This is a genomic window from Sphingomonas sp. (genome assembly GCF_017745215.1).
Lineage (GTDB): Bacteria > Pseudomonadota > Alphaproteobacteria > Sphingomonadales > Sphingomonadaceae > Sphingomonas.
This window is the reverse complement of sequence record NZ_JAGHZV010000008.1, coordinates 203,277-226,080: the sequence shown is the minus strand read 5'-3', so window position 1 is coordinate 226,080 and position 22,804 is coordinate 203,277. Positions and strand designations below refer to the sequence as shown.

At 68.1% G+C, this 22,804-nt stretch carries 27 protein-coding genes; 18 read left to right on the top strand and 9 right to left on the bottom strand.

The window, feature by feature from the left end; genetic code table 11:
- The first annotated feature begins 35 nt into the window (after window positions 1–35).
- From J7495_RS10680 to J7495_RS10605, 16 genes are all read left to right on the top strand, one after another.
- Entirely contained in the window at window positions 36–650 is a 615-nt protein-coding gene (locus tag J7495_RS10680) for a J domain-containing protein (RefSeq protein WP_294056480.1), read from the top strand.
- A 212-nt stretch (window positions 651–862) separates the two neighbouring features.
- Window positions 863–2,278 (top strand): succinylglutamate-semialdehyde dehydrogenase, encoded by a 1,416-nt coding sequence (astD, locus tag J7495_RS10675; RefSeq protein ID WP_294056479.1) that lies wholly within the window; start codon window positions 863–865, stop codon window positions 2,276–2,278.
- Window positions 2,279–2,282: 4 nt separating this feature from the next.
- The gene (locus J7495_RS10670) at window positions 2,283–3,011 is read left to right on the top strand and encodes an SDR family oxidoreductase (RefSeq protein ID WP_294056478.1); all 729 of its coding nucleotides are present in this window, start codon (window positions 2,283–2,285) and stop codon (window positions 3,009–3,011) included.
- A 258-nt stretch (window positions 3,012–3,269) separates the two neighbouring features.
- Complete coding sequence (locus J7495_RS10665) at window positions 3,270–4,565, top strand: sensor domain-containing diguanylate cyclase (protein ID WP_294056477.1); 1,296 nt, start codon at window positions 3,270–3,272, stop codon at window positions 4,563–4,565.
- Window positions 4,566–4,751: 186 nt separating this feature from the next.
- The gene (locus tag J7495_RS10660; protein WP_294056476.1) at window positions 4,752–4,985 is read left to right on the top strand and encodes a YdcH family protein; all 234 of its coding nucleotides are present in this window, start codon (window positions 4,752–4,754) and stop codon (window positions 4,983–4,985) included.
- Between the two features lie 18 nt (window positions 4,986–5,003).
- On the top strand, window positions 5,004–5,726 hold the full coding sequence (locus J7495_RS10655) for a Bax inhibitor-1/YccA family protein (protein WP_294056475.1): 723 nt from the start codon (window positions 5,004–5,006) through the stop codon (window positions 5,724–5,726).
- The gene (locus J7495_RS10650) at window positions 5,723–6,004 is read left to right on the top strand and encodes a zf-TFIIB domain-containing protein (protein ID WP_294056474.1); all 282 of its coding nucleotides are present in this window, start codon (window positions 5,723–5,725) and stop codon (window positions 6,002–6,004) included. The genes J7495_RS10655 and J7495_RS10650 overlap by 4 nt, the downstream gene beginning before the upstream one ends.
- A gap of 117 nt (window positions 6,005–6,121) precedes the next feature.
- Complete coding sequence (locus tag J7495_RS10645) at window positions 6,122–7,465, top strand: cellulase family glycosylhydrolase (RefSeq protein WP_294056473.1); 1,344 nt, start codon at window positions 6,122–6,124, stop codon at window positions 7,463–7,465.
- 186 nt (window positions 7,466–7,651) lie between these two features.
- Window positions 7,652–8,527, top strand: a complete 876-nt coding sequence (locus J7495_RS10640; protein ID WP_294056472.1) for a hypothetical protein — start codon at window positions 7,652–7,654, stop codon at window positions 8,525–8,527.
- 334 nt (window positions 8,528–8,861) lie between these two features.
- Window positions 8,862–9,710: a sterol desaturase family protein gene (locus tag J7495_RS10635; RefSeq protein WP_294056471.1), complete on the top strand. Its 849-nt coding sequence runs from the start codon at window positions 8,862–8,864 to the stop codon at window positions 9,708–9,710.
- Window positions 9,711–9,772: 62 nt separating this feature from the next.
- On the top strand, window positions 9,773–11,317 hold the full coding sequence (locus J7495_RS10630; RefSeq protein ID WP_294056470.1) for a peptidase S10: 1,545 nt from the start codon (window positions 9,773–9,775) through the stop codon (window positions 11,315–11,317).
- A gap of 197 nt (window positions 11,318–11,514) precedes the next feature.
- Complete coding sequence (cobA, locus tag J7495_RS10625; RefSeq protein ID WP_294056469.1) at window positions 11,515–12,300, top strand: uroporphyrinogen-III C-methyltransferase; 786 nt, start codon at window positions 11,515–11,517, stop codon at window positions 12,298–12,300.
- Complete coding sequence (locus J7495_RS10620) at window positions 12,297–12,593, top strand: DUF2849 domain-containing protein (RefSeq protein ID WP_294056468.1); 297 nt, start codon at window positions 12,297–12,299, stop codon at window positions 12,591–12,593. The genes cobA and J7495_RS10620 overlap by 4 nt, the downstream gene beginning before the upstream one ends.
- Before the next feature lies 1 nt (window position 12,594).
- Window positions 12,595–14,229, top strand: coding sequence for a nitrite/sulfite reductase (locus J7495_RS10615; protein WP_294056467.1), 1,635 nt, complete (start codon window positions 12,595–12,597; stop codon window positions 14,227–14,229).
- On the top strand, window positions 14,222–14,644 hold the full coding sequence (locus J7495_RS10610) for a DUF934 domain-containing protein (RefSeq protein ID WP_294056466.1): 423 nt from the start codon (window positions 14,222–14,224) through the stop codon (window positions 14,642–14,644). The genes J7495_RS10615 and J7495_RS10610 overlap by 8 nt, the downstream gene beginning before the upstream one ends.
- Window positions 14,637–15,428: a phosphoadenylyl-sulfate reductase gene (locus tag J7495_RS10605; RefSeq protein ID WP_294056465.1), complete on the top strand. Its 792-nt coding sequence runs from the start codon at window positions 14,637–14,639 to the stop codon at window positions 15,426–15,428. Before J7495_RS10610 ends, J7495_RS10605 begins: the two co-directional genes overlap by 8 nt.
- Window positions 15,429–15,465: 37 nt before the next feature.
- Here the strand turns inward: J7495_RS10605 and J7495_RS10600 are convergent, their stop codons facing one another.
- From J7495_RS10600 to J7495_RS10575, 6 genes are read right to left on the bottom strand one after another with little or no spacing between them, the layout of a single operon-like run.
- Entirely contained in the window at window positions 15,466–15,942 is a 477-nt protein-coding gene (locus tag J7495_RS10600; RefSeq protein WP_294056464.1) for an SRPBCC domain-containing protein, read from the bottom strand.
- The gene (locus J7495_RS10595) at window positions 15,942–16,712 is read right to left on the bottom strand and encodes a VOC family protein (protein ID WP_294056463.1); all 771 of its coding nucleotides are present in this window, start codon (window positions 16,710–16,712) and stop codon (window positions 15,942–15,944) included. The genes J7495_RS10600 and J7495_RS10595 overlap by 1 nt, the downstream gene beginning before the upstream one ends.
- Window positions 16,713–16,739: 27 nt before the next feature.
- Window positions 16,740–17,096 (bottom strand): DUF1428 domain-containing protein, encoded by a 357-nt coding sequence (locus tag J7495_RS10590; protein WP_294056462.1) that lies wholly within the window; start codon window positions 17,094–17,096, stop codon window positions 16,740–16,742.
- 30 nt (window positions 17,097–17,126) lie between these two features.
- Window positions 17,127–17,615 carry a VOC family protein gene (locus tag J7495_RS10585; RefSeq protein ID WP_294056461.1) on the bottom strand — a complete coding sequence of 163 codons (489 nt, stop codon included), beginning with the start codon at window positions 17,613–17,615 and terminating at the stop codon, window positions 17,127–17,129.
- A gap of 28 nt (window positions 17,616–17,643) precedes the next feature.
- Complete coding sequence (locus tag J7495_RS10580; protein WP_294056460.1) at window positions 17,644–18,075, bottom strand: VOC family protein; 432 nt, start codon at window positions 18,073–18,075, stop codon at window positions 17,644–17,646.
- Between the two features lie 2 nt (window positions 18,076–18,077).
- Window positions 18,078–18,812 carry a DUF899 family protein gene (locus J7495_RS10575; protein ID WP_294056459.1) on the bottom strand — a complete coding sequence of 245 codons (735 nt, stop codon included), beginning with the start codon at window positions 18,810–18,812 and terminating at the stop codon, window positions 18,078–18,080.
- A 105-nt stretch (window positions 18,813–18,917) separates the two neighbouring features.
- On the opposite strand from J7495_RS10575, the gene J7495_RS10570 reads away from it, so the two are divergent.
- Window positions 18,918–19,592 carry a helix-turn-helix domain-containing protein gene (locus tag J7495_RS10570; protein WP_294056458.1) on the top strand — a complete coding sequence of 225 codons (675 nt, stop codon included), beginning with the start codon at window positions 18,918–18,920 and terminating at the stop codon, window positions 19,590–19,592.
- Window positions 19,593–19,712: 120 nt separating this feature from the next.
- Here the strand turns inward: J7495_RS10570 and J7495_RS10565 are convergent, their stop codons facing one another.
- Window positions 19,713–20,360: a hypothetical protein gene (locus J7495_RS10565; protein WP_294056457.1), complete on the bottom strand. Its 648-nt coding sequence runs from the start codon at window positions 20,358–20,360 to the stop codon at window positions 19,713–19,715.
- A 177-nt stretch (window positions 20,361–20,537) separates the two neighbouring features.
- Between J7495_RS10565 and cobS the strand changes: the two genes are divergently transcribed.
- On the top strand, window positions 20,538–21,542 hold the full coding sequence (cobS, locus tag J7495_RS10560; protein WP_294056456.1) for a cobaltochelatase subunit CobS: 1,005 nt from the start codon (window positions 20,538–20,540) through the stop codon (window positions 21,540–21,542).
- On the opposite strand, the gene J7495_RS10555 is transcribed toward cobS, so the two are convergent.
- On the bottom strand, window positions 21,539–21,949 hold the full coding sequence (locus J7495_RS10555; RefSeq protein WP_294056455.1) for a hypothetical protein: 411 nt from the start codon (window positions 21,947–21,949) through the stop codon (window positions 21,539–21,541). The two genes, cobS and J7495_RS10555, sit on opposite strands and share 4 nt — an antisense overlap.
- A 141-nt stretch (window positions 21,950–22,090) precedes the next feature.
- Window positions 22,091–22,666 (bottom strand): PEPxxWA-CTERM sorting domain-containing protein, encoded by a 576-nt coding sequence (locus J7495_RS10550; protein ID WP_294056454.1) that lies wholly within the window; start codon window positions 22,664–22,666, stop codon window positions 22,091–22,093.
- Window positions 22,667–22,804 lie beyond the last annotated feature (138 nt).

The window sequence follows — 22,804 nt, the reverse complement described above, 5'->3', positions numbered from 1 at the left end:
TTGCGCGACGGCGTAATTACCCCAAAGGAGTCAATGTGGCGGCGAGCCAGCCCAAGAAGGACCGACCCAATGTGCGTTTCCACGGCCGCGTGGAATCGAACGGACGGCTGTGCGCCGAGCCCGGCTGCGACGCGCCCGGCGAGTTCCGCGCGCCGCTCGCCGGCCCTGGCAACGGCAGCGACGGTCCCGGCGGCTATCGCTGGCTGTGCCTCGACCATGTCCGCGCGTTCAACGCGGGCTACAACTTCTTCGCGGGGATGACCCCCGACGAGATCCACGCCGCCCAGCGCCCCTTCGCCGGCTGGGAGAGCGAGACGCGCGCCTTCACCGCGACCGGCGGTGCCGACCGTCCTCCCCGCTGGGGCGATTTCTCCGACCCGCTCGACGCGATCGGCGCGCGCTTCCGCGACCGGATGCGGCCGCTCGCCGAGCGCAAGGACGGAAAGCCGCTCTCGGGCAAGGACCGCGAGGCGCTGCGCACGCTCGAGCTCGATCTCGACGCCGACCGGATGGCGCTGCGCCGCCGCTATTCGGAGCTCGTCCGCCGCTACCACCCCGACCGCAACGGCGGCGACCGCACCCACGAAGCCGCGCTCCAGCGCACGATCGAGGCCTATCAGCAACTCAAGTCCTCGCCCGCCTTCGCTTAGAAGCCTCCGGCCGTCATCCCGGCGAAAGCCGGGACCCAGGGCCACGAGCGACACGGCCTGCTGCCCTGGGTCCCGGCTTTCGCCGGGATGACGAGATAGAGAGAAGTGAACTTGATCCAACTTATCGATGTAAATCGACCACAGGTGGAAACGCGTGGCGAATTCGTGCAAAAGCGGCTGACCCCATCGGGATCACGATAAAACCAGACCGAATGCCCACCCAGGAAATCATCTCCACCGAACCCGCGACCGGGGCCGTCCTCTGGCGGCAGAAGGCGGGCGACGCCGACGCCGAAGTCGCGCACGCGCGGCGCAGCTGGGCCGAATGGGCCGCGCGCCCGCACACCTATCGGATCGAGGCGCTGCGCCGCTTCGCGAACGTGGTGCGGCAGAAGGCCGACGCCTTCACCGACCTGCTCGCGCGCGAGACCGGCAAGCCGATCTGGGAAGCGCGCAGCGAAGTCGAGACGGTGATCGGCAAGGTCGAGATCTCGATCGCCGCTTATGGCCAGCGCACCGGCCAGCAGCGCGTCGACGCGCCGATGAACGCGCGCCTTGCGCTGCGCCACAAGCCGCACGGCGTGCTCGCGGTGCTGGGGCCGTACAACTTCCCCGCGCACCTGCCCAACGGCCACATCGTCCCCGCGCTGCTCGCGGGCAATGCGGTGGTGTTCAAGCCCTCGGAGAAGACCCCGGCCTCGGGTGCCTTCCTGGTCGATTGCTTCCATGCCGCGGGCGTGCCCGAGGGCTGCATCCGCCTGCTCGTCGGCGGGCCCGACGAGGGCAAGGCGCTGGCGGGCCATCCCGACATCGACGGGTTGCTGTTCACCGGCTCGGCCAACACCGGCATCGCGCTCAACCGGATGTTCGCGACCAGGCCCGAGAAGATCCTCGCGCTCGAGATGGGGGGCAACAACCCGATCGTGGTGTGGAACACCCCCGACCTCTATTCCGCCGCGGTGCTGGTGGTGCAGTCGGCCTTCACCACCGCCGGCCAGCGCTGCACCGCCGCACGCCGGCTGATCGTCGATGCGAAGCTCTACGAGCCGCTGATGGGCGAATTGAACAAGCTGATCGGCCGCCTCATCATCGGCGAGCCGCACGCCGACCCTGCGCCGTTCATGGGCCCGGTGATCGACAACGACACCGCCGACATGCTCACCGAGAGCTTCCTCGCGCTCTCGACAATGGGCGGCCGGCCGCTCCGCCACATGTCGCGCCCGATCGAGGGGCGGCCGTTCCTCACCCCCGGCGTGATCGACATGACCGAGGCGCGCGAGACTCCCGACGTCGAGCTGTTCGGCCCCATTCTCCAGGTGTTCCGCGCCGAGACCTACGAGGCCGCGCTCGCCGAGGCGAACAACACGCGCTACGGCCTCTCGGCGAGCCTGGTGAGCCAGGATCCCAAGCTCTACGACCAGTTCTGGGCGACGATCCGCGCGGGCATCGTCAACTGGAACCGGCCGACCAACGGCGCTTCCTCCTCGGCGCCGTTCGGCGGGGTCGGCTGGTCGGGCAACCACCGCCCCAGCGCCTATTACGCCGCGGACTATTGCGCCTATCCGGTCGTCTCGTCGGAAGCCGAGCAGGCGCGCGCCTCGATCGGTCTCGGCCTGCGCGACGCGTGAGGGCATGAAGTCGCTTGTGATCACCGGCGGCGGGCGCGGGATCGGGCGGGCGACCGCGCTCGGAGCGGCGAAGCGCGGCTGGGCGGTGATGCTGAGCTATGTGTCGGATCCTGCTGCGGCCGAAGCCGTGGTCGCCGAGATTCGCGCGAGCGGCGGGACGGCCGAAGCGGTCCGCTGCGACGTCGCCGAGGAGGCCGATCAACTCGCGCTGTTCGATGCCGCCGAGGCGCGGTTCGGGCGGATCGACGCGGTGGTGGCGAATGCCGGCGGGCTCGCGCCCAGGCCGCTGCCGCTCGCCGAGATGGACGTTGCGCGGCTCAGGCACAGCCTCGATGTGAACCTGCTCGGCGCCGCGCTCACGGCGCGCGAAGCGGCGCGGCGGCTTCCCGAGGGGGGAGCGCTGGTGCTCGTCTCGTCGATGGCGGCGCGGCTGGGGTCGCCGGGCGAATATGTCGACTATGCGATGGCGAAGGGCGGGGTCGACACGCTGGTGCTCGGCCTCGCCAAGGAGCTGGGGCCGCGCGGCATCCGCGTGATCGGCATCCGCCCCGGCATCATCGAGACCGACATCCATGCGAGCGGCGGCTATGCCGATCGCGCGAAGCACTTCGCCCACACCGCCTCGCTCGGCCGTACCGGGCAGCCCGAGGAAGTCGCCGACGCGATCCTCTGGGCGCTCGACGGCGCGAGCTATGTGACGGGGACGTTCCTGGATGTGTCGGGCGGGCGTTGATTCCACCTTTTCTTCGTCACCCTGAACTCGAATCATCGAACGGCCTTGGGCCCTCAACCGTCATCCTGGCGAAAGCCGGGACCCAGGGCCGCGAGCGATGTCCTCTGTAACCCTGGGTCCCGGCTTTCGCCGGGATGACGGTCATTGGGGTGCCAAAACCCGCCTTGCGTGGCGGGGTGGGAAATCGCAGCGGATTGCACACCATCCGAACCCCCGGATCAACGCGGGCTTAACATTCGCCGCGCTACGACTCCGCACATGTACGAGCCTGCCGTCCCGTTGCGTATCGACTTCGGGCTTCCCCCACCGCGCCAGGGGATGCGGCATACCCAGCGCCTGATCGCGCTCGGCGACTATGAGCCGCAGGACATCGCGCTCGCCGTCGCGCAGGATGCGCTCGCGCTGATCGACGCCGCCGACCACGCCCTCGTCACGCTCCGACCGCGCGGCGCCAGGCGGATCGAGCGCCGCGCCGCACGCCACGCCGAGAGCAGCCCGCTCGATTCGGGCGCCGTCGTCGAGCTCCCGATCCGCTCGGGCCAGGGCCGCGTCGGCACGATCGCGCTGTGGCTTGCGGTCGACGCCGAAATGGCCGCGCCCGACCAGTTCGCGCTGGTCGCGCTGACCTGGCTCGCCGCCGCCGCGGTCGACCGGCTCGCGCTGCGCGAGGCCGAGGCGCAGTGGCAGCGCGAGAAGCGCCGGCTCGACGCGACCTTCTCCGCAGCGCCCGTGGGCATCGCGCATGTCGCGCCCGACGGCACCTTCCTCGCGGTCAACGAGCGGTTCGCGGCGATCTGCGGGCGCACCCGTGCCGACCTCGTCGCCGGCGGCTTCCAGGCGATCACCCATCCCGACGATCTCGACGAGGACCTCGTCCACGTCCGCCGGCTGCTCTCGGGCAAGTCCGAGCGCTACCGGATGGAGAAGCGCTACCTCCTCCCCGACGGCAGCGCGACCTGGGTGAACCTCACCGTCGCGCTGATCCGCGACACCCGCGGCGAGCCCGACTTCTTCGTCTCGGTGATCGAGGACATCTCCGACGTCCGCCGCGCCCGCGCCGAAGCGTCGCGCGACCCGCTCACCGGGCTGCTGAACCGCCGCGGCCTGCTCGAGAGTCTCCAGCGCGACCTCGTCCGCTGCGCGCAGACCGAGCAGCCCTTCACGCTCGTCTATGTCGATTTCGACGCGTTCAAGCAGGTCAACGACCGCCACGGCCACGCCCGCGGCGACGCCTGCCTGACGCTCGCGGCCAATGCACTCGCGCGGACGGTCGGCTCCTGGGGCCGCGTCGCGCGCGTCGGCGGCGACGAGTTCGTGATCGCCCTGCCCGGCTCGGGGGTCGATACCGGCACCGCGATGGTCCGCCGCCTGCGCGCCGCACTGCGCCGGATCGAAGTCGCGCCGGGCTGGCACCTCTCGGCGAGCTTCGGGCGGATCACCGTCCAGCCCGACACCGACCTCACCGCCGCGGCGCTGATCGCCGCCGCCGACACGAAGATGTTCCGCGACAAGCGGCGCGTCGCCCGGATGGCTCGCGCACGTTCGCGCTCTTGAAACCGGCGCCGCCAGCCCCTACAACATAGGAGCGGACCGGGCCCCTCTGGCGGCGGTTTCCTCGGAAACCCCGTGATGTCGGACCGCATCGAGCAAGCTCGGTGCAGGTTCGGCGGCCATTTCGAAGCCCCCAAACTCCCTCCACCGACGCGAAGCTCGATCGATGCATTATCGATGGAGTGGCTAGTGACTGAGTTGATCGAGCGGCTGATCGCCGCGCACCGCCTTCTCAACCGCGAGATTCGGCGCGAACTCGCGCGGCGCGTTCCCGACAGCCTGCGGCTCGCGCGGCTGAAGAAGGAGCGGCTGGCCGTCAAGGACCGGCTGTTCCGCCATTTCCCCGATGCCGCCGAGATGCGCCGCGCCGCGCGAACGGTGCTGCGCCGCGCCCGCCCCAAACGCAGCCCCGCGCGCGCCTGACCCCCGAGGAGTAGTTTCATGGACAACATCACCAACTTCCCGCGCCGGACGGCGGAAGCGGCCCGCTATGACGAGGGTCTGCGCCGCCACATGCTCGGCATCTACCGCAACATGGGGATCGGCCTGGCGATCACCGCGCTGGTCGCGATGGGCATCGCCTCGTCGCCGCCGCTCGTCGCGCTGATCTTCGGCACTCCGCTCAAATGGGTGGCGATGCTGGCGCCGCTGGCCTTCATCTTCTTCTTCCAGTTCCGCATCGACCGGATGACCACCGCGACCGCGCGGACGACCTTCTTCGTCTTCGCCGCGGTGATGGGCGTGTCGATGGCGAGCATCTTCCTCGTCTTCACCGGCGCGAGCATCGCCACTGCCTTCTTCGCCGCCTCGGCGATGTTCCTGGGGCTGAGCCTGTGGGGCTATACCACCGGCAAGGACCTGAGCGGGCTCGGCTCGTTCCTGCTGATGGGGCTGATCGCGGTGATGGTGATGAGCCTCATCAACCTCTTCCTCGGCTCGTCGACGCTGCAGATCCTCTTCTCGATCCTCGGCGTCGGCGTGTTCGCCGGCCTCACCGCCTGGGACACGCAGCGGCTGAAGAGCGAGTACCGCTATTACGCCGGCAGCCAGGCGCCAGGTGCAGGGGGCGAGAAGCTCGCGGTGATGGGCGCGCTGTCGCTGTACCTCAACCTGATCAACATGTTCCAGCTGCTGCTGGGGCTGTTCGGCCAGCGGGAGGAATGATGGTGACGCGCTTCACCTGTCCCGTCGACGGCGAGCGGCTGGTGCCGGTCGAGCGCCAGGGGATCGAGATCGACCATTGCCCCGAGTGCCGCGGCGTGTGGCTCGATCGCGGCGAGCTCGACAAGATCATCGAGCGGAGCACCGCGGCGGCACCCCCGCCGCCGCAGCCCGCGCCCGCGCATGCCTATGACCCCCGTCAAGCCGCGCCGGCCCATTACGGTCATGACCATCGCGGTCACAAGCGCCGCAAGTCCTTCCTCGAGGAGCTTTTCGACTAGGCTCCGACGAGGGGCGCCGCCGGATAACCCGCCCCCCGGCATCCGGCGGCGCCTTCCCTTGCCCGCGCGGGCGGCTATGCTCCGCGCCAACGAGGACGGATCAGGGGGGGAGAGGATATGGTCACGCGCAGGCAGGCGATCGGCAGCGGCGCCGCACTCGCGGCAGGGCTTGCCGCGCTGACAGCGCTTGCGGCGGCCCCGGCCAAGCCCGGGCCCTTCGTCAAGCGCGAGGGCACGCGCTTCACGCTCGACGGCAAGCCCTATCGCTTCGCGGGCGCGAACATGTGGTACGGCGCCTGGCTCGGCGCGCAGGCCGATTACGGCGACCGCGACCGGCTGAAGCGCGAATTGGACGCGCTGCTCGCGCTCGGCGTCACCAACCTCCGCATCCTCGCCGCCGCCGAGGAGGGGCCGCTCAAAAACTCGATCCGCCCCGGCTTCCGCGGGCCCGGCAATGCCTGGAACCCCGCGCTGCTGACCGGCCTCGACACTTGCCTCGATGCGATGCGCGAGCGGGGGATGAAGGCGGTGCTCTACCTGACCAATTTCTGGGAATGGTCGGGGGGCATGATGACCTATCTCAGCTATGTCGACGGCGGGCGCTACATCGACATGGGCGATCCCGCGCACCCCTGGCCCGAATTCCCCAACGCCACCGCCAAATTCTACGCCAACGCCCAGGCGGTGGGGCTCTATCACGATTGGGTGCGCGCGATGGTCGGCCGCACCAACTCGCTCTCCGGGATCGCCTATCGCGACGACCCGGCGATCATGGCCTGGCAGCTCGCCAACGAGCCGCGCCCCGGCGGCGACCCGACCAGCGCGGCGCCGCTGCTCCCGGCTTATTACGCCTGGGTCCGCGCGACGGCGCAGCTGATCCGGAAGACCGATCCCAACCATCTCGTCTGCACCGGCAGCGAGGGGCTGAAGGGCAGCCTCGAGAGTACCGACATCTATCTCGCCGCGCACGGCTTTCCCGAAGTGGATTACTGCACCGCGCACGTCTGGCCGCTCAACTGGGGCTGGGTCGATTCGAAGAACCTCGCCGCGACCAACGAGGCGGGCCTGGCGAAGGTGCACGAGTATCTCGTCCAGCACATTGCGCTGGCGACCAGGCTGGGCAAGCCGCTGGTGTTCGAGGAATTCGGCTATCCGCGCGACGGCGGCGGCTACGACCCGGTGTCGAGCACGCATTTCAAGGACGCCTATTACCGGCTGATCTACGACGCGGTGGAGACCAGCCTGGCGGCGGGCGGGCCGGTGCAGGGCTCGAACTTCTGGGCCTGGAACGGCTCCGCACGAGCCGTGCACGGCGACCATCACTACCGCAACGGCGACAACGCCTATATGGGCGACCCCCCGCACGAGCCGCAGGGCTGGTACGGCGTGTTCGACAGCGACGAGACGACCAAGGCCGTGATCGCGGCGCATGCGAAGGTTTTGGCGGCAGACCAATCTTAGTCTCTCAAACCCTCTCCCGCAAAAAGCGGGGGAGGGCTCGGTTGAAGGACCCAGGAACGACCGTCGTCGGCGCAAGCGCCGAATGTCTGAGGTTGTTTTTTGCTGAGGTCACGGGCTAACAGTCGATGCGGTGGCCGAGCAAAACCGGGGACGGCATCTCGAGCCAGGGGCCAGGGGGAACACAAGATGAAGCGTATCGTCTTGCTCGCGATCGTCGTGAGCGCGCCTGCATTGATGGCGCAAACGGCTGCTCCGCAAGGACCGGCTGGCGCAGCTCCAGCACCTTCGACCGGCCCGACGGCCATCGTCTTTTCGGAAAAGGGCGCGAACGGGATGAGCGATCTTCCCATGGGCGTCCACCGAATCCCCGACAGCGACGTCGTTGTCTCGGGATATCAGGGCGGCGGCGGGATCGGGATGCTGTTCGGCGTGGTTGGCCTGCTGGTACAGAGTTCGATCAACGCCGATACCGGCACGGGCAAGGTCCGCAATGTCGAGGATGACCTGCGCTTCGACGTCCGGGCGAAGGCGATCGACATGACCAACACGGTCATGGCCGGCGACAAATTCCGGACGGCCTTCACGCTCACCCCCCAACCGGGTGGCAGCACGATGACGGTAACGCCGTATGTCGTGCTCACGTTCGTCAAGAAGACCGATAATGTTCGCCCCTATATCGTGCTGAAGACGAAGGTCGCGACCGGCGGCGACTCGGGCAAGACGATCAAATATTTCTGTTGCGAGGGTAAGGCGCTGCCGCTGGCGAGCCTGACCGAAAATAACGGCGCCCGTCTGAAGGAAGTCCTGACCGCCGAGCTCGACACCGCCGTCAACGTGATGCTGCTCGATCGTTCGCAGCCTTTTCCCCGGAACGACGAGGCCAAGCTCGACACCAACGGTTTGCTCCCGTTCATGGGCAAACCTTTGAAGTGGCGGGGATTCGATCTGGGCAGTTACAACGATTACAAACTGGTCGAATTCCGTGGAGGGATGTTCGTCTTCTCGGGCGTGAATATCATCGAGCCGGAGGGGCTGGAAATCACGCCCGTGGTTAAGAAATGAGGGCCGATACCGCGACGGTCTGAAGTCTGACCGACGCGGCGATCCAGCTATCCCGCGGTCAACGGTAGCCAAGCATCCGATCCACGACCCTCGCCACTCCCCGCATCATGCGCCGCGGACCAGGAAAGTTGCCGGGCCGGTTTCGGGAGGGGTGGCCGCGGCCATGGAGCGGCAACAAATGGGTCGCTAGCCGCCAAGGTGTTGGCTATCCCTGAGAGCTCATTTCTGGAGCGTGAGAGGACAGGCCGCCTTTTAGGAGTCTACGGCGCGGGATGAAGCTTCCCGGCGCTCCCCTTAACGCTTCCTAACCCATCGCCATGCCACATTCCCCGGCATGAACGCCTTCCAGCAGCTCTGGGAAAACTACCCTGCAGCCCTCACCGGCTGGGCCTTCTCCTTCGCCTTCATGACCGCGATCGAGCTGCTCCTGCCGCGCGGCCGCCAGCCGATCGCGGCGCGCGCCTGGGGGCTGTTCTTCTGGACGCTGTGGATCCCCGTCACCGGCGTGGTCTACGCCGCCTTCCGCACCGGCTGGGCGTGGATCGGCGTGCCTCCGCTGATCGTCCTCCCGCTCGACTTCGGCTGGGCGGGGTGGCTCGGCCTCATCCTCGCGCCGATCGCCGGGGCGATGCTCGCCGACTTCTTCTTCTACTGGTTCCACCGCGCGCAGCACCGGTTCCTCTGGCGCTTCCACGCGGTCCACCATTCGATCCGCGATCTCTCGGCGGTCAACGCCTACCACCATCTCAGCGAATCGATCTTCCAGTCCTTGCTCTACATGATCCCGGCGAGCCTGATCCTGGGCGACACCGGCGCCTATGCCGCGCCCGCGATGGTGGTGTTGATCCGCATGCAGGCCGCCTTCATCCACTCGCCGACGCGGCTGCACTTCGGCTCGCTCGCCGCCTTCTTCGTCGACAACCGCTTCCACCGCATCCACCATTCGCTGGAGGAGCGGCATTTCGACCGGAACTTCGGCGCCTTCACCACGCTCTGGGATCAGCTGTTCGGCACCGCGCACCGCCCCCAGGAGGCCGAATGGCCCGACGTCGGCCTCGCCGACATGGCCCAGCCCGCGAACGTCGCCGAATGGCTGACGCTGCCGTGGCGCTTCCGCGAGTCGCCCATCGATTCCGCGCCCCAATCCACCCCCGCCTGGCAGCAGCACGTCCCAGCCGACTGACCCCGCGGCTTGCCGCACCCGTAACGGCTGTGCTCAAACCCCGCCCCGAAAGGGGAAATCACATGCGCCACACGATCGCGGCCCTGCTATTGCTCGCCTCGACGCCCGCCTTCGCCCAGGACAAGCCGCTCACGCTCCACAAGGATGAGATGGCCGCCGACGCCGAAAAGGCCTGGGCCAAGCCGCCGGTCGAGGAAGCCGAGTCGGTCAGCCATGGCGCGGTCACCGTCGGCGCGGCGCGCATCGCCTATACTGCGACCGCCGGCACGCTCACCATCCGCGACAACGACGGCAAGCCGATCGCTTCGGTCTTCTACACGGCCTATACCCGCGACGGCGCCGCGCCAGGCTCGCGCCCGGTCACCTTCTTCTACAACGGCGGCCCCGGCTCGGCGACGATCTGGCTGCACATGGGCAGCTTCGGCCCGGTGCGCGTCGCGACCACCAGTCCCGAGGCGATCCGCCCCGCGCCCTATGGCTTCGGCCCCAACCCCAATTCGCTGATCGACAAGACCGACCTCGTCTTCATCGACGCGATCGGCGCGGGCTGGTCGCGGCCGCTCGGCACCAAGACGGGCAAGGACTTCTGGGGCGTCGATTCGGACGCCGACGCCTTCGCCCGCGCGATCGAGCGCTACGTCACCAGGAACGCGCGCTGGAGCTCGCCCAAGTTCCTGTTCGGCGAGAGCTACGGCACGCTGCGCTCGCCCGCGGTGGCGGCGCTGCTGGAAGATCGCGGCTTGAGCCTCAACGGCATCATCCTGCTCTCGACGATCATGAACTATGGCGTGCGCCAGCCGGGCTATGACGCCAATTACCTCGGCCTCTTCCCCGGCTATGCCGCGACCGCCTGGTACCACAACAAGGTCGCCAACCGCCCCGCGAGCCTCGACGATTTCCTGAAGGAAGTCCGCGCCTTCGCCGCCGGGCCCTATGCCGCCGCGCTCGCCAAGGGCGACACGATCCCGGCGGCCGAGAAGGAAGCGGTGGCGAAGCAGATGTCGGCCTATATCGGGCTTGGCACCGATTACATCCTGCGCGCGGACCTGCGCGTCGAGCTCGGCCGCTTCATGACCGAGCTGCTGCGCGACCGGCATCTGTCGGTCGGCCGCCTCGACGCGCGCTACACGCTGATCCCCGAGGACCTCAACGCCGCCGATCCCGACGACGATCCCGCCTCGACTGCGATCACCGGCGCCTATGTCGCGAGCTTCATGAGCTACGCCAAGGGCACGTTGGGCGTGAAGACCGAGCTGCCCTACCTCCTCTCGGCGCGCGGCGAGGGCTGGAACTGGGAATGGAAGCACCGCGCGCCCGATGGCAGCGGAACGCAGCTGACCCCCAACACCGCGGTGGACCTCGCCTATACGATGCGGATCAATCCGCACCTCAAGGTGCTGTTCCTCAACGGCTATTACGACCTGGCGACACCGTTCTTCTCGACCGAGTTCGACGTCGCGCACATGGGGCTGGACCCCAAGCTGCGGCCGAACGTGTCGTTCAGATATTATGAGTCGGGGCACATGGTGTATCTGAACCCCGATGCGCTGGGCGTGATGAAGCGTGATCTCGACGGTTGGTACGACGGGGTGCTGTCGGGGCAGTGAGCTCCCCTAAATCGTCATCCCGGCGAAAGCGGGGACCCAGGGCCACGAGCGATGTCCTTTGTAATCCTGGGTCCCGGCTTCCGCCGGGATGACGGCTTTCGGTTCAACCCCGACAACACGCCGCCGATAGATTCGCTACCCTCCGCCCAACGCTTCCTCGGTTGCCCCGCGCCGCCCACAGGCCCACATCCACCGCCATGGCAAGCCTACTCGATCCCACTGCGCGCGGGCGCGTGATCTTGGTCGGGGCGGGTCCGGGCGATCCCGGCCTGCTCACGGTGCGCGCGGTCGAGGCGCTGCGCGTGGCCGACGTCCTCGTCCACGACGGCCTCGTCGATCCGCGCGTGCTCGGCCTCGCCCCGCAAGCGCATCGCATCTCGGTCGCCAAGCAGCGCTCGAAGCACACGCTCCCGCAGGACGCGATCAACGCGCTCATCGTCGCGCATGTGAAGACCGGCGCGATCGTCGTGCGGCTGAAGGGCGGCGACCCCTTCATCTTCGGTCGCGGCGGCGAGGAAGTCGAAGCCGTGCGCGAAGCCGGCCTGCCCGTCGAAGTCATCCCCGGCGTCTCGGCGGCGCTCGGCTGCGCGGCCGAGGCGATGCTGCCGCTCACCCACCGCGACCATTCGAGCGCGGTCAGCTTCGTCGCGGGCCAGTGCAAGGGCCTCACCGAGCAGAACTGGTCGGGCCTCGCCGGCAAGGGCCGCACGCTCGTCATTTACATGGGCGTCGCGACGGCCGACGCGATCTCGGAGAAGCTGATGGGCGAGGGGGTCGCGCCCGACATGCCCGTCGCGGTGCTCGAGCGCGGCACGCTCGAGGGCCATCGTGCGCTGCGCACGCTGCTCGCCGACCTCGGCCCGATGGTCGCGCGCGAGAAGGTGCTCAGCCCCGCGGTGATCGTCGTCGGCGACGTCGTCCAGCTCGCCGATGCCGAGGATAAGCTCGCGCGCTGGGCGCAGGCCGTGGAGGTGATGTCGTGAAGCTGCTGACCGGCAACGACCTCGCCACGGGCGACGTCACCTGGTGGACCGGCGAGGGCTGGTCGCGCCACGTCGAGGACGCCGCCGACGTCGGCGAGCAGGGCGAAGCGATCGCGCATGCCGAGGAGGGCGCGCGCCGCGTCAACGCCCCCTATGTCATCGACGCGACGGCCACGCCCGAGGGTCCGCGCCCCGCGCACATCAAGGACCGCATCCGCGCGCTCGGCCCCACCGTGCGCCCGGACCTGACGCTCAAGCCCGCCGACCCCGATGCCGGCTCATGGGTGATCTGACATGTACAAATACGACGAATACGACCATTCCATCGTCGCATCGCGCGTCGAGGAATTCCGCGACCAGGTCCAGCGCCGCCTCGCGGGCCAGATCACCGAGGACCAGTTCAAGCCGCTGCGGCTGATGAACGGGCTCTACCTGCAGCTCCACGCCTATATGCTGCGCGTCGCGGTGCCCTATGGCACGCTCGACGGCCGCCAGATGCGCATGCTCGGCCACATCGCGCGGAAGTACGACCGCGGCTACGGCCACTTCACCACGCGCCAGAACATCCAGTACAACTGGATCAAGCTGGCGGACGCGCCCGACATCCTCGCCGATCTCGCGACGGTCGAGATGCATGCGATCCAGACCAGCGGCAATTGCATCCGCAACATCAGCTCGGACCAGTTCGCCGGCGCCGCCGCCGACGAAGTCGCCGATCCGCGCCCCTGGGCCGAGCTGCTGCGTCAGTGGAGCACCTTCCACCCCGAGTTCAGCTACCTGCCGCGCAAGTTCAAGATCGCAGTGATCGCCGCCGACGAGGATCGCGCGGCGATGCGGCTGCACGACATCGGCCTCCAGATCGTCGAGAGCGAAGCCGGCGAGCTGGGCGCCGCGGTCTATGTCGGCGGCGGCATGGGCCGCACCCCGATGATCGCGCCGCTGATCAAGGAGTTCGTGCCCTTTGACGATTTCCTGAGCTACCTCGAGGCGTGCCTGCGCGTCTACAATCGCTACGGCCGGCGCGACAATATCTACAAGGCGCGGATCAAGATCCTCGTCCATGAGATCGGCGCCGACCAGTACCGCGACGAGGTCGAGGCCGAGTTCGCCGAGGTCAAGAAGCTGGGCATCGACCCGCCCCAGGCCGAGCTGGACCGCATCGCCGCCTATTTCGCCCCACCCGCCTTCGACCCGGCGGCGAGCGATGCGATCGACCGTAGCGACCCTGATTTCGCGGTCTGGCTCGACCAGAATGTCGCCGCGCACAAGCGGCCGGGCTATGCGATCGTCACGATCAGCCTCAAGCCCGTCGGCGGGATCCCCGGCGACGCGACCGCCGACCAGATCGACGTGATGGCCGACCTTGCCGAACGCTACAGCTTCGACGAGCTGCGCGTCACGCACGCCCAGAACATCGTCCTGCCGCACGTCCGCAAGGCCGATCTCCCCGCGCTCTGGCAGGCGCTGGTCGAAGCCGGGCTCGCCGAGCCCAATCTCGACCTGATCAGCGATATCATCGCCTGCCCGGGGCTCGACTATTGCAGCCTCGCGAACGCCCGCTCGATCCCGGTCGCGCAGAAGATCGCGACGCGCTTCGCCGACATCGGCCGCCAGCGCGAACTGGGCGAACTGAAGCTCAAGATCAGCGGCTGCATCAATGCCTGCGGCCATCACCACGCCGGCCACATCGGCATCCTCGGCGTCGACCGGAAGGGGACGGAGAATTACCAGCTCCTCCTCGGCGGCTCGGGCGCGGAGGACGTCAGCCTCGGCACGATCACCGGCCCCGGCTTCTCCGAGGACGGGATCGTCGACGCGGTCGAGAAGGCCACCGACGTGTACCTGCGCGAGCGCGAGGACGGGGAACGCTTCCTCGACACCTATCGCCGCATCGGCATGGCTCCGTTCAAGGAAGCGATCTATGGCTGAGCTGCGCTACCGCACCGACGATGTGCACGACGAGCCCGCGGTGACGCTCGACGCCTTCCTCGGCCAGTCGAACGCGACTGCCGTGCGGATCGAGTCCGGCGAGGATGCGCGGCTGCTCTTGCCGCATCTCGATCGCATCGCGCTGGTCGAGGTGAGCTTCCCCAAGTTCCGCGACGGCCGCGGCTATTCGACTGCGCGGATCCTGCGCGAGGCGGGCTATGCCGGCGAGCTGCGTGCGCAGGGCGACGTGCTCGTCGACCAGATCCCGCTGATGCGCCGCTGCGGCTTCGACAGCTTCGCGCCCGAGGCGCCCGTCGACGAGGCCGTGCTCGCCGCGAGCCTAGCGCGCTACGAGCATCATTACCAGGGCGCCGCCGACGCGGCCGTGCCCGTGTGGAAACTCCGCCATGGCTAAGACCACTGCCCGGCTCGACCGCGAGGTCGATCGGCTCGACATCGATCCGCGCTTCACCGCTGCCGAGGCGCTGCGGCTCAACCAGCTGTTCCGCGGCATCGACACGCAGGAGATGCTGCGCACCTTGCTCGGCGAGCACATGCTCGGCGACGTCGCGCTCGTCTCGTCGTTCGGGGCGGAGTCCGCGGTGCTGCTCCATCTCGTCGCGAGCGTCGATCCGTCGGTGCCGGTGCTCTTCCTCGAAACCGGCAAGCATTTCCCCGAAACGCTGGCCTATCGCGACCAGCTGGTGGGCCGGCTCGGCCTCAGGGACTTCCGCAACCTCACCCCCGATCCCGAGGCGCTGGCGAAGCGCGACGCGACCGAGCTGCGCTGGTCCTACGATCCCGACGGCTGCTGCGAGATCCGCAAGGTGATCCCGCTTGAGAAGGCGATGCGCCATTTCGATGCGAGCATCACCGGCCGCAAGGCGTTCCAGGCGAACACGCGCCAGGCGCTGCCGCGCTTCGAGATCGACAATTCGGACGCGCTCGGGCGGCTGAAGGTCAATCCGCTGGCCAATTGGACCAAGGACGACCTCGACGCCTATTTCGCCCGCTACGACCTGCCGCGGCACCCCCTGGAAGCCCAAGGCTATCTCTCGATCGGCTGCTCGCCGTGCACCAGCATGGTCAAGCCCGGCGAGGACCCGCGCGCGGGTCGCTGGCGCGGCTGGGAAAAGACCGAGTGCGGCATCCACACGCCGATCGTCGACGACAACGATCCGAATCTGCCGGTGTTCTGACTTCTTCAAATCCTCCCGTCCAAGGGAGGATTTGGAGTCAGTCCCGCCCGGGTGCCGCCAATCCCTTTGCCACCTCCTCCAACTGCTCGGCCACCTTCGCCCAGCCGTCCATGAAGCCCATCGTTTCGTGCTGGGCTTTCGTCTCCGCGTCCCAGTGCCGCGCGCCCGCGCGGTAGAGGGTCTTGCCGTCGCCGGCGTCGGCGAAGGTGAAGAAGCCGAGCATGAACGGCTTCTTGGGCACCCAGCCCACCGAAAAGGCATCGGTGAACACCACTTTCTCGCCCGGCACCACGTCGAGATAGACGCCCTCGAGCACGTCGCCGCCCTCGCCGTTGGGACCCCGCAGGATCAGCGCCGAGCGGCCGCCGGGGCGCAGGTCGACCTCGACGATTTCGGTGGTCCAGGGCCTGGGGCAGAACCATTCGGGGAGGTGCTGGGTATAAGCCCGCCATACCGCTTCGCGCGGTACGTCCATCAGCCGCTCGACGGCGAGCTCATGACCGTCTTCGTGCATCACTTGCCTCCCACCAGGCAGAAGTTCGCTCCCTGCGGATCGAACCCGCCGATGACATAGTCCCCCGTCGGCACCTGGTGCGGGCCCATCGCGATCGTGCCGCCCTCGGCCTCGACCACCGCCCTGGCTGCATCGATGCTCTCGACACGGAAATAATAGTTCCAGTGCGGCATCGGGCTCTGCGGCGGGTTGCGCATGATCGCGCCGATCTGGTCCCCGGCGTGGCCGATGAAGTCGTAGGTGCCCATCGGCCCCATGTCCATCTCGCCCACCTTCTCCCAGCCGAACATCTGGCCGTAGAAGTCGAAGGCCGCGGCGGGATCGGCGGCGTAGAGCTCGTTCCAGCCGCAGGCGCCGACCAGGCCGCGGTCATAGGCCTGGCTGTTCTGGTCGCTGGACCCGCGCATCACGTAGAACATCACGCCCTGCGGATCGACGCAGAAGGCGAAGCGGCCGACGCCCGGGATGTCGGTGGGCGGCACGTGCACCTCGCCGCCCAGCGCCTTGACCTTCTCCGCGGCGGCATCGACGTCGTCGACGCCGATATAGCCGAACCACGCCGGGCGTGCCCCCGCGGCGGTCATGTCGTCGGTCAGCTGCAGGATGCCGCCGGTGCCGCGATCGCCCGTCATCAGCATGCGATAGTCGACTCCGGGCGTCGCCGATTGCTCGACGCGCCAGCCGACGACCTTGCCGTAGAAAGCTCCCGCGTCCTCGCCGCTCGTGGCGAACAGCTCGTACCAGATCGGCGTGCCATGCCGGTTGCTCATCGTCTCTCTCCCTCCCTGGGTCGCGGCTCAGTCGTTGCTGTCGAGGATGACTTCGAACCCGCCCCAGAACATCCGCTTGCCGTCGAACGGCATGCCGTCCTCGGGCTTCATCCGCTCGTCCTGCATCACCTTGGCCCAGCCCGCGTCGCGCGATTCCTTCGAAGGCCAGACGATCCACGAGAAGACGACGTTCTCATTCTCCTCGGCCTTCACCGCCATGAAGAAATCGGTGGTCTTGCCGCGGGGCAAGTCGTTGCCCCAGCATTCGACGATATGCGTCGCGCCGTGGTCCTTGAACACCTCGGCGCCCTTCACCGCCATTTCGCGATAGGCCTCGCGCTTGTCATGCGGCACGGGCACGACCCATCCATCGACGTAGCTCATCGTCCCTCTCCTTGATGCAACGCTGTTCGTTCAGGCATCGGCCGGCTCGGCGTCGGCGGCCGCCTCCAGCGCGGCGATGTCGATCTTTCTCATCTCGAGCATCGCCTTGGCCGCCCGCTCGCCGCGCTCGCCGCCTTCGAGCGTGAGCTCGATCAGCCGGCGCGGCGTGATCTGCCACGAGAAGCCCCAGGGGTCCTTGATCCAGCCGCACGGCCCCTCGGAGCCGCCCTTCGCCAGGATCGCGTTCCACAGCCTGTCGGTCTCGGCCTGGTCCTCGGTGAGGATCTGGAACGAGACCGCCTCGTTCGGCGTGAAATAGGGCCCGCCGTTGAGCCCTGCATATTTGGTGCCCATCAGCGTGAACTCGACGAGCATCGGATAGCCCTTCTTCCCGCTCGGATTGTCCGAAGGCGCGGGGACGACCCGGTCGACATGGCTGTCGGGCAGCAGGCTCGTGTAGAATTCGGCGGCTTCCTCGGCCTTCATGTCGAACCAGAGGACGGGAGTGATCTTCTGCATGGCCGGTCTCCTGTCGCGGGGGATGGGGTCAGGCGTGGGCGCCCTCGCCGAACGCCTGCATCGCGGCCTCGACGTCCATGAACATCGGCTCGAAGATATGCCCGTCGAGGTCCTCGAACGTGCGGCCGTACATGAAGCCCATGTCCTGCTTGGGGCCGACATCGGCCTTGCCGCCCGCCGCCACCGCCTGGTCGACGATCGCGTCGACGGCCTCGCGGCTGTCGCGCGAGATGCAGATCAGCGCCTCGCTGACTTCGTGCGCATTCGCGATCCGCTTCGGCGTGAAGCTCTGGAAGAACTCGTGGCCGAGCAGCATGAACACGATCGTGTCCGAGAGCTGCATCGACGAGGCCATCTCGTTGCTGAAGCGCGGATCCTTGGTGCAGCCGATCGCCTCGTAGAAGGCGGTCGCCTTGGCGACGTCGGCGACGGGCAGGTTGACGAAGATCATCTGGGGCATGGTCACTCTCCTGTGGTCGCGGGAATCTTGGGGCCGTAGTCGAGCGAGGGATACCAATCGGCGCCGCGCCCTTCCGGAGTCGAGTCGAGAATCGTCCAAAGGGGCATCAGATCGGGCGCGCCGCGCGGATCCTGGCCCGGATCGGCGGTTTCGCCGCCCATCTCGCCCGCCCAGAACAGCCGGATCGTCCCGTCGCGCCGCGTGAAGACGAGGAACTGGGGGATGTCGTTGCCGTCCTCGTCATAGGCGTGGAAGTCGCGGCTGAAGTCGCCCTGGCTGTCGGAATGGAGCGGGAGGTGCTGCCAGCCGCGCTCGTGCGCGAAGGCGGTGAGCCGCCCGATCGGCGAGCGCGCGACCACCGCGAAGGCGATGCGCTGCTGGATGTCGGGCGTCTCGCCGTCCCAGGCCGAGAGCAGCGAGGTGCACATCGGGCAGGGCCGTGCGCGCTGCGGGCCGAACATGTAGACGTAGACCGCCAGGGTCTGCTTGTCGCCGAACAGCTCGGCGAGCGTCACGGCGCCGTCGGGGCTCTCGAAGCGATAGTCGCCGCGGACCTCGGGGCCGGGCGGCAGCGCGCGGCGCTGCTCGGCGACGCGCTCGATCTGGCGGCGGAGTTCGATCTCTTCGGCGAGCAGCGCGGTCCGTGCCGTGCGATAGTCGGCGCTCTCGCCGGCCCAGCGAACCTCGTTCCGCCGGGCGAGTTCCTCGGACGAAGGCAGCGCGATTGAATCGGCCATGGTGTCTCTCCTGCGTGCAAAGCGGGGCTTTGCGGCACCCGCGAATCGCTTGCTTGATCCTGATGGACTTCCGAGTTATCGAAAGCAACTGTGGAGTTAGAAAAAGTGACTAGCAAACCCGCTCTCGGCAAGCGCTGGTACGACGATGCGTGCGGGACCGCGCTTGCGCTCGAGCTGGTGGGAGAACGCTGGTCGCTGCTGATCGTTCGCGAGCTCATGTACGGCGCGCGTCGGTTCGGCGAGCTGAAGGCGAGCCTGGGCGGAATCAGCGCCAACATCCTCACCCAGCGGCTCGACGGGCTCGAGGCCGCGGGCGTGCTCGTGCGCCGCAGGCTCGCGCCGCCCGCGTCGGTCCAGGTCTATGAGCTGACGGCCTGGGGCTATGACGCCGAGACCGCGATCATGGAGCTCGGCCGCTGGGCGGCGAAGAGCGTGCTCCACGATCCCACGCTGCCGCTGTCGGCGGTGTCGATCATGATGTCGTTCCGCACGATGATCTCCGCCGAGCGCAGCGCCGACGTCGACGCGCGGGTCGGCTTCCGTTTCGGCGAGGACCGGTTCGTGGCGCACCTCGACCATGGCCGCTTCTCGGTCCGCCGCGGCGAGCCGGAGGATGTCGCGCTGCTGGTCGAGACCGATCCGATGACGCTGGCCTCGGTGGTGTACGGGGGCCGGCCGCTGGCCGATGCCGAAGCGGCGGGGGCGCTGGCGATCACCGGCGACCGCACGCTGGCCGAGCGCTTCCCGAGCTTCTTCGTGCTGCCCCCGAAGATGGGGTGATCCGACCACCGTCATCCCGGCGAAAGCCGGGACCCGGGGCCGCGGGCGACGTCCTTCGTAACCTTGGGTCCCGGCTTTCGCCGGGATGACGATCGAGAGGGGGCGCCCGAAGGCAATCCCTCAGATCTTCGGGCAGAACTCGGGCTTGCGGTAGGTCTCGTTGCAGCCCTTCACCACGTTGCGCTTCAAGGACCCGCAGCTGCGCTGCGGCGAGCAGCCCCAACCGTTGCTCGGGTTCACCCGCGCGCATTGCCGCGCCAGCCGCAGCGCTTCCTGCGATCCCGCGGTCGCGACGCAGCTCGGCCCGTCGCCGTCGCGGCCCGGCGGCGGCCAGCCGGGTCCGCTCGGGCCGCCCGGCCGCGGCTTCCAATGGCCGTGCTTGGGCGGCTTGCCCGGCTTGGGCTTCGGCTTGTTCGGCGTCGGCCGCACCACCGGCGGCGGACCGTCGAGATAGCGGCGATAGGCGGTCGCGACGCACAGTACATCCTGGCATTGGTCCCGCTCGCTCAGCAGCGCATAGAGCTGGTCCTCGAGCACGCCGTACTTCTCGTCCGAAGCATATTGGCGCGCGGTCGCCCATTGCTGCGCGAGGCGGCGGTGGAGCGCGTTGAGCTGCGGATTGTCGCACACCAGCCATTCGGCGCGGGTGATCGAGCCGGTGCAAACCGGGTCGAGCGACAGCCACGGGATCGGCGTCGGCGTGGTGGTGGGCAGCGGCTGGATGCTGTTGTTGGTGATATCGCGGGGGGCAGGACACCCCCCCAGCATCAGGCATAGCCCCGCCAGAACAACCGCTCTACGCATCGTCATCCCCCGATTCGTGCATATCCGCGCCTTGCGGCGTCATGACGTCATCGTCTCATGAATCCGGGTGGAGGGAAAGCCTTTGGCGTTGCGGCAGCGCACACAAGCCTCTAGTCGCACCTTGAGATCAGGACTCAAGACATGACCGACATTCCCAACACCCAGCCCGACAGCCGGGAAACCACGATCCTCGACGCGCCCGACCGCGCGGTGAAGGTGCGCGACCTGTTCGGCATCGACAGCGACATGGAAGTCCCCGCGTTCAGCGAGGCCGACGAGCGCGTGCCCGATCTCGATCCGGCCTATGTCTTCGATCCGGACACCACGCTCGCGATCCTCGCCGGCTTCGCGCACAACCGGCGCGTGATGATCCAGGGCTATCACGGCACCGGCAAGTCGACGCACATCGAGCAGGTGGCGGCGCGGCTCAACTGGCCGTGCATCCGCATCAACCTCGACGCGCACATCAGCCGCATCGACCTGATCGGCCGCGACGCGATCGTGCTCAGGGACGGCCAGCAGGTCACCGAATTCCGCGAGGGCCTGCTCCCCTGGGCGCTGCAGACGCCGACCGCGCTCGTCTTCGACGAATATGACGCCGGCCGCCCCGACGTGATGTTCGTGATCCAGCGCGTGCTCGAGACCGAGGGCAAGCTGACGCTGCTCGACCAGAACCGCGTGATCCGCCCGAACCCCTGGTTCCGCCTGTTCGCCACCGCCAACACCGTCGGCCTGGGCGACACCAGCGGCCTCTATCACGGCACCCAGCAGATCAACCAGGGCCAGATGGACCGCTGGAACATCGTGGTGACGCTCAACTACCTCCCCGCCGCGGTCGAGGCGCAGATCGTCCTCGCCAAGTCGGGCGAGTACGACCATCCCGGCGGCAAGGAGATCGTCGAGAACATGGTCCGCGTCGCCGATCTCACCCGCAAGGGCTTCATCAACGGCGACATCTCGACGGTGATGAGCCCGCGCACGGTGATCACCTGGGCGCAGAACACCGAGATCTTCAAGGACGTCGGCTTCGCCTTCCGCCTCTCGTTCCTCAACAAGTGCGACGAGGCCGAGCGCGCGCAGGTCGCCGAATATTATCAGCGCGTGTTCGGCAAGGACCTGCCCGAGAGCGTGGTCTCCAAGGCCTAATCTCCGTCGGCCGCCTCCGCCGGTTCGCCGGCGGCGGGCCGCTCCCGCGGCGCGAATTCGACCAGCACGGTGATCCCCAGCCACACCGCGAGCGTCGGCTGGAGGTTGGGCGGGATCTGCGCGCCCTTGCTGAGCAGCTGGTGCAGCGCCGTCGGCAGCATCGCGATGACGAAGATCGCGACAAGCGTGTAGGCGATCCGCCGCGGGCTCGCGCTGATGTAGAGGATGCAGATCACGGCGGCCGCGGACATCGACAGCGTCAGCGCATAGTCGAGCGGCGCCAGCGTCTCGGTGCCGGCCATCACGAAGCCCAGCACCGCGCCGAAGAAGATGCCCAGCCCATTGAGATTGGCGCGATATTCGCCGTGAGTCATCCGGCCGAAGCCGGCCCAGTCATATCGTCTCATTGCCCCGCCTCCTCGTCCGCGCAGCATAGGCGGCGGGCCGGGGCTGGCAACCGGAGCGAGGCGGCGAGGGGCAGCGCGCCGGGGGCTTGGCGCGCTGCCCACGTGACGGGCCGGGCGTTGGGGCCGTCACGTCGATCGCCGTCAGGCGTGCACGAGCGCCGGCGTCGCGACGCGGCGGCGCCGCATCGCCAGGCCGACCCCGCCGAAACCCAGGAGCATCATCGCCCAGGTCGCCGGCTCGGGCACCGCGCCCTGGAACTGGATCGAATAGGTCTGCCCCGCGGTCGGCTTGATGCCGCTGAGGTTGACCGTCAGCTTGTCGCCCGTGCTGGTGACGCGGTCGCCGGCGAGCCCGGTGACCGAGGCGATCGCCGCGAAGCTGTCGCCGTCGAGCTGGCGGAAGACCAGGCCGTTGAAGCTGTTGACCGAGAGCGAGCCGGGGTTGGTGAAGGTGATGTTGAGCCCGTTCTTCGTGAAATCGATCACGATGCCGGCGATCGAGTTCAGCGCGCCCACCGCCTCGGCACCCGCGCCGGCGTAGAAGGAATAGCGCGACGCGCCGTTCTGGAAATGGAAGCCGGCGAACGGCGTGGTCGGCGTGGGCAGCGCCCAGCTCGCCTCGATATGGTCGCCGTAGAGGGTGGTCGCCGCCTTGGCCGAGGGGGCAAGGGCGAGGCTCGAGGCCAGGCACGCGAGAACAGTGGTCAGTCGTTTCATGGTTCGTCTCCCTTTTGAGCCCGGGACGAGCGACGCCGTTCCGCAAATCATTGATTTGCGGGCGAAGACCGGCCTTGGGGCGGATGAGGGCCGTTTAGTCATGGCACAAAAAGTGTCAAGGAGTTTTTGACACATTCT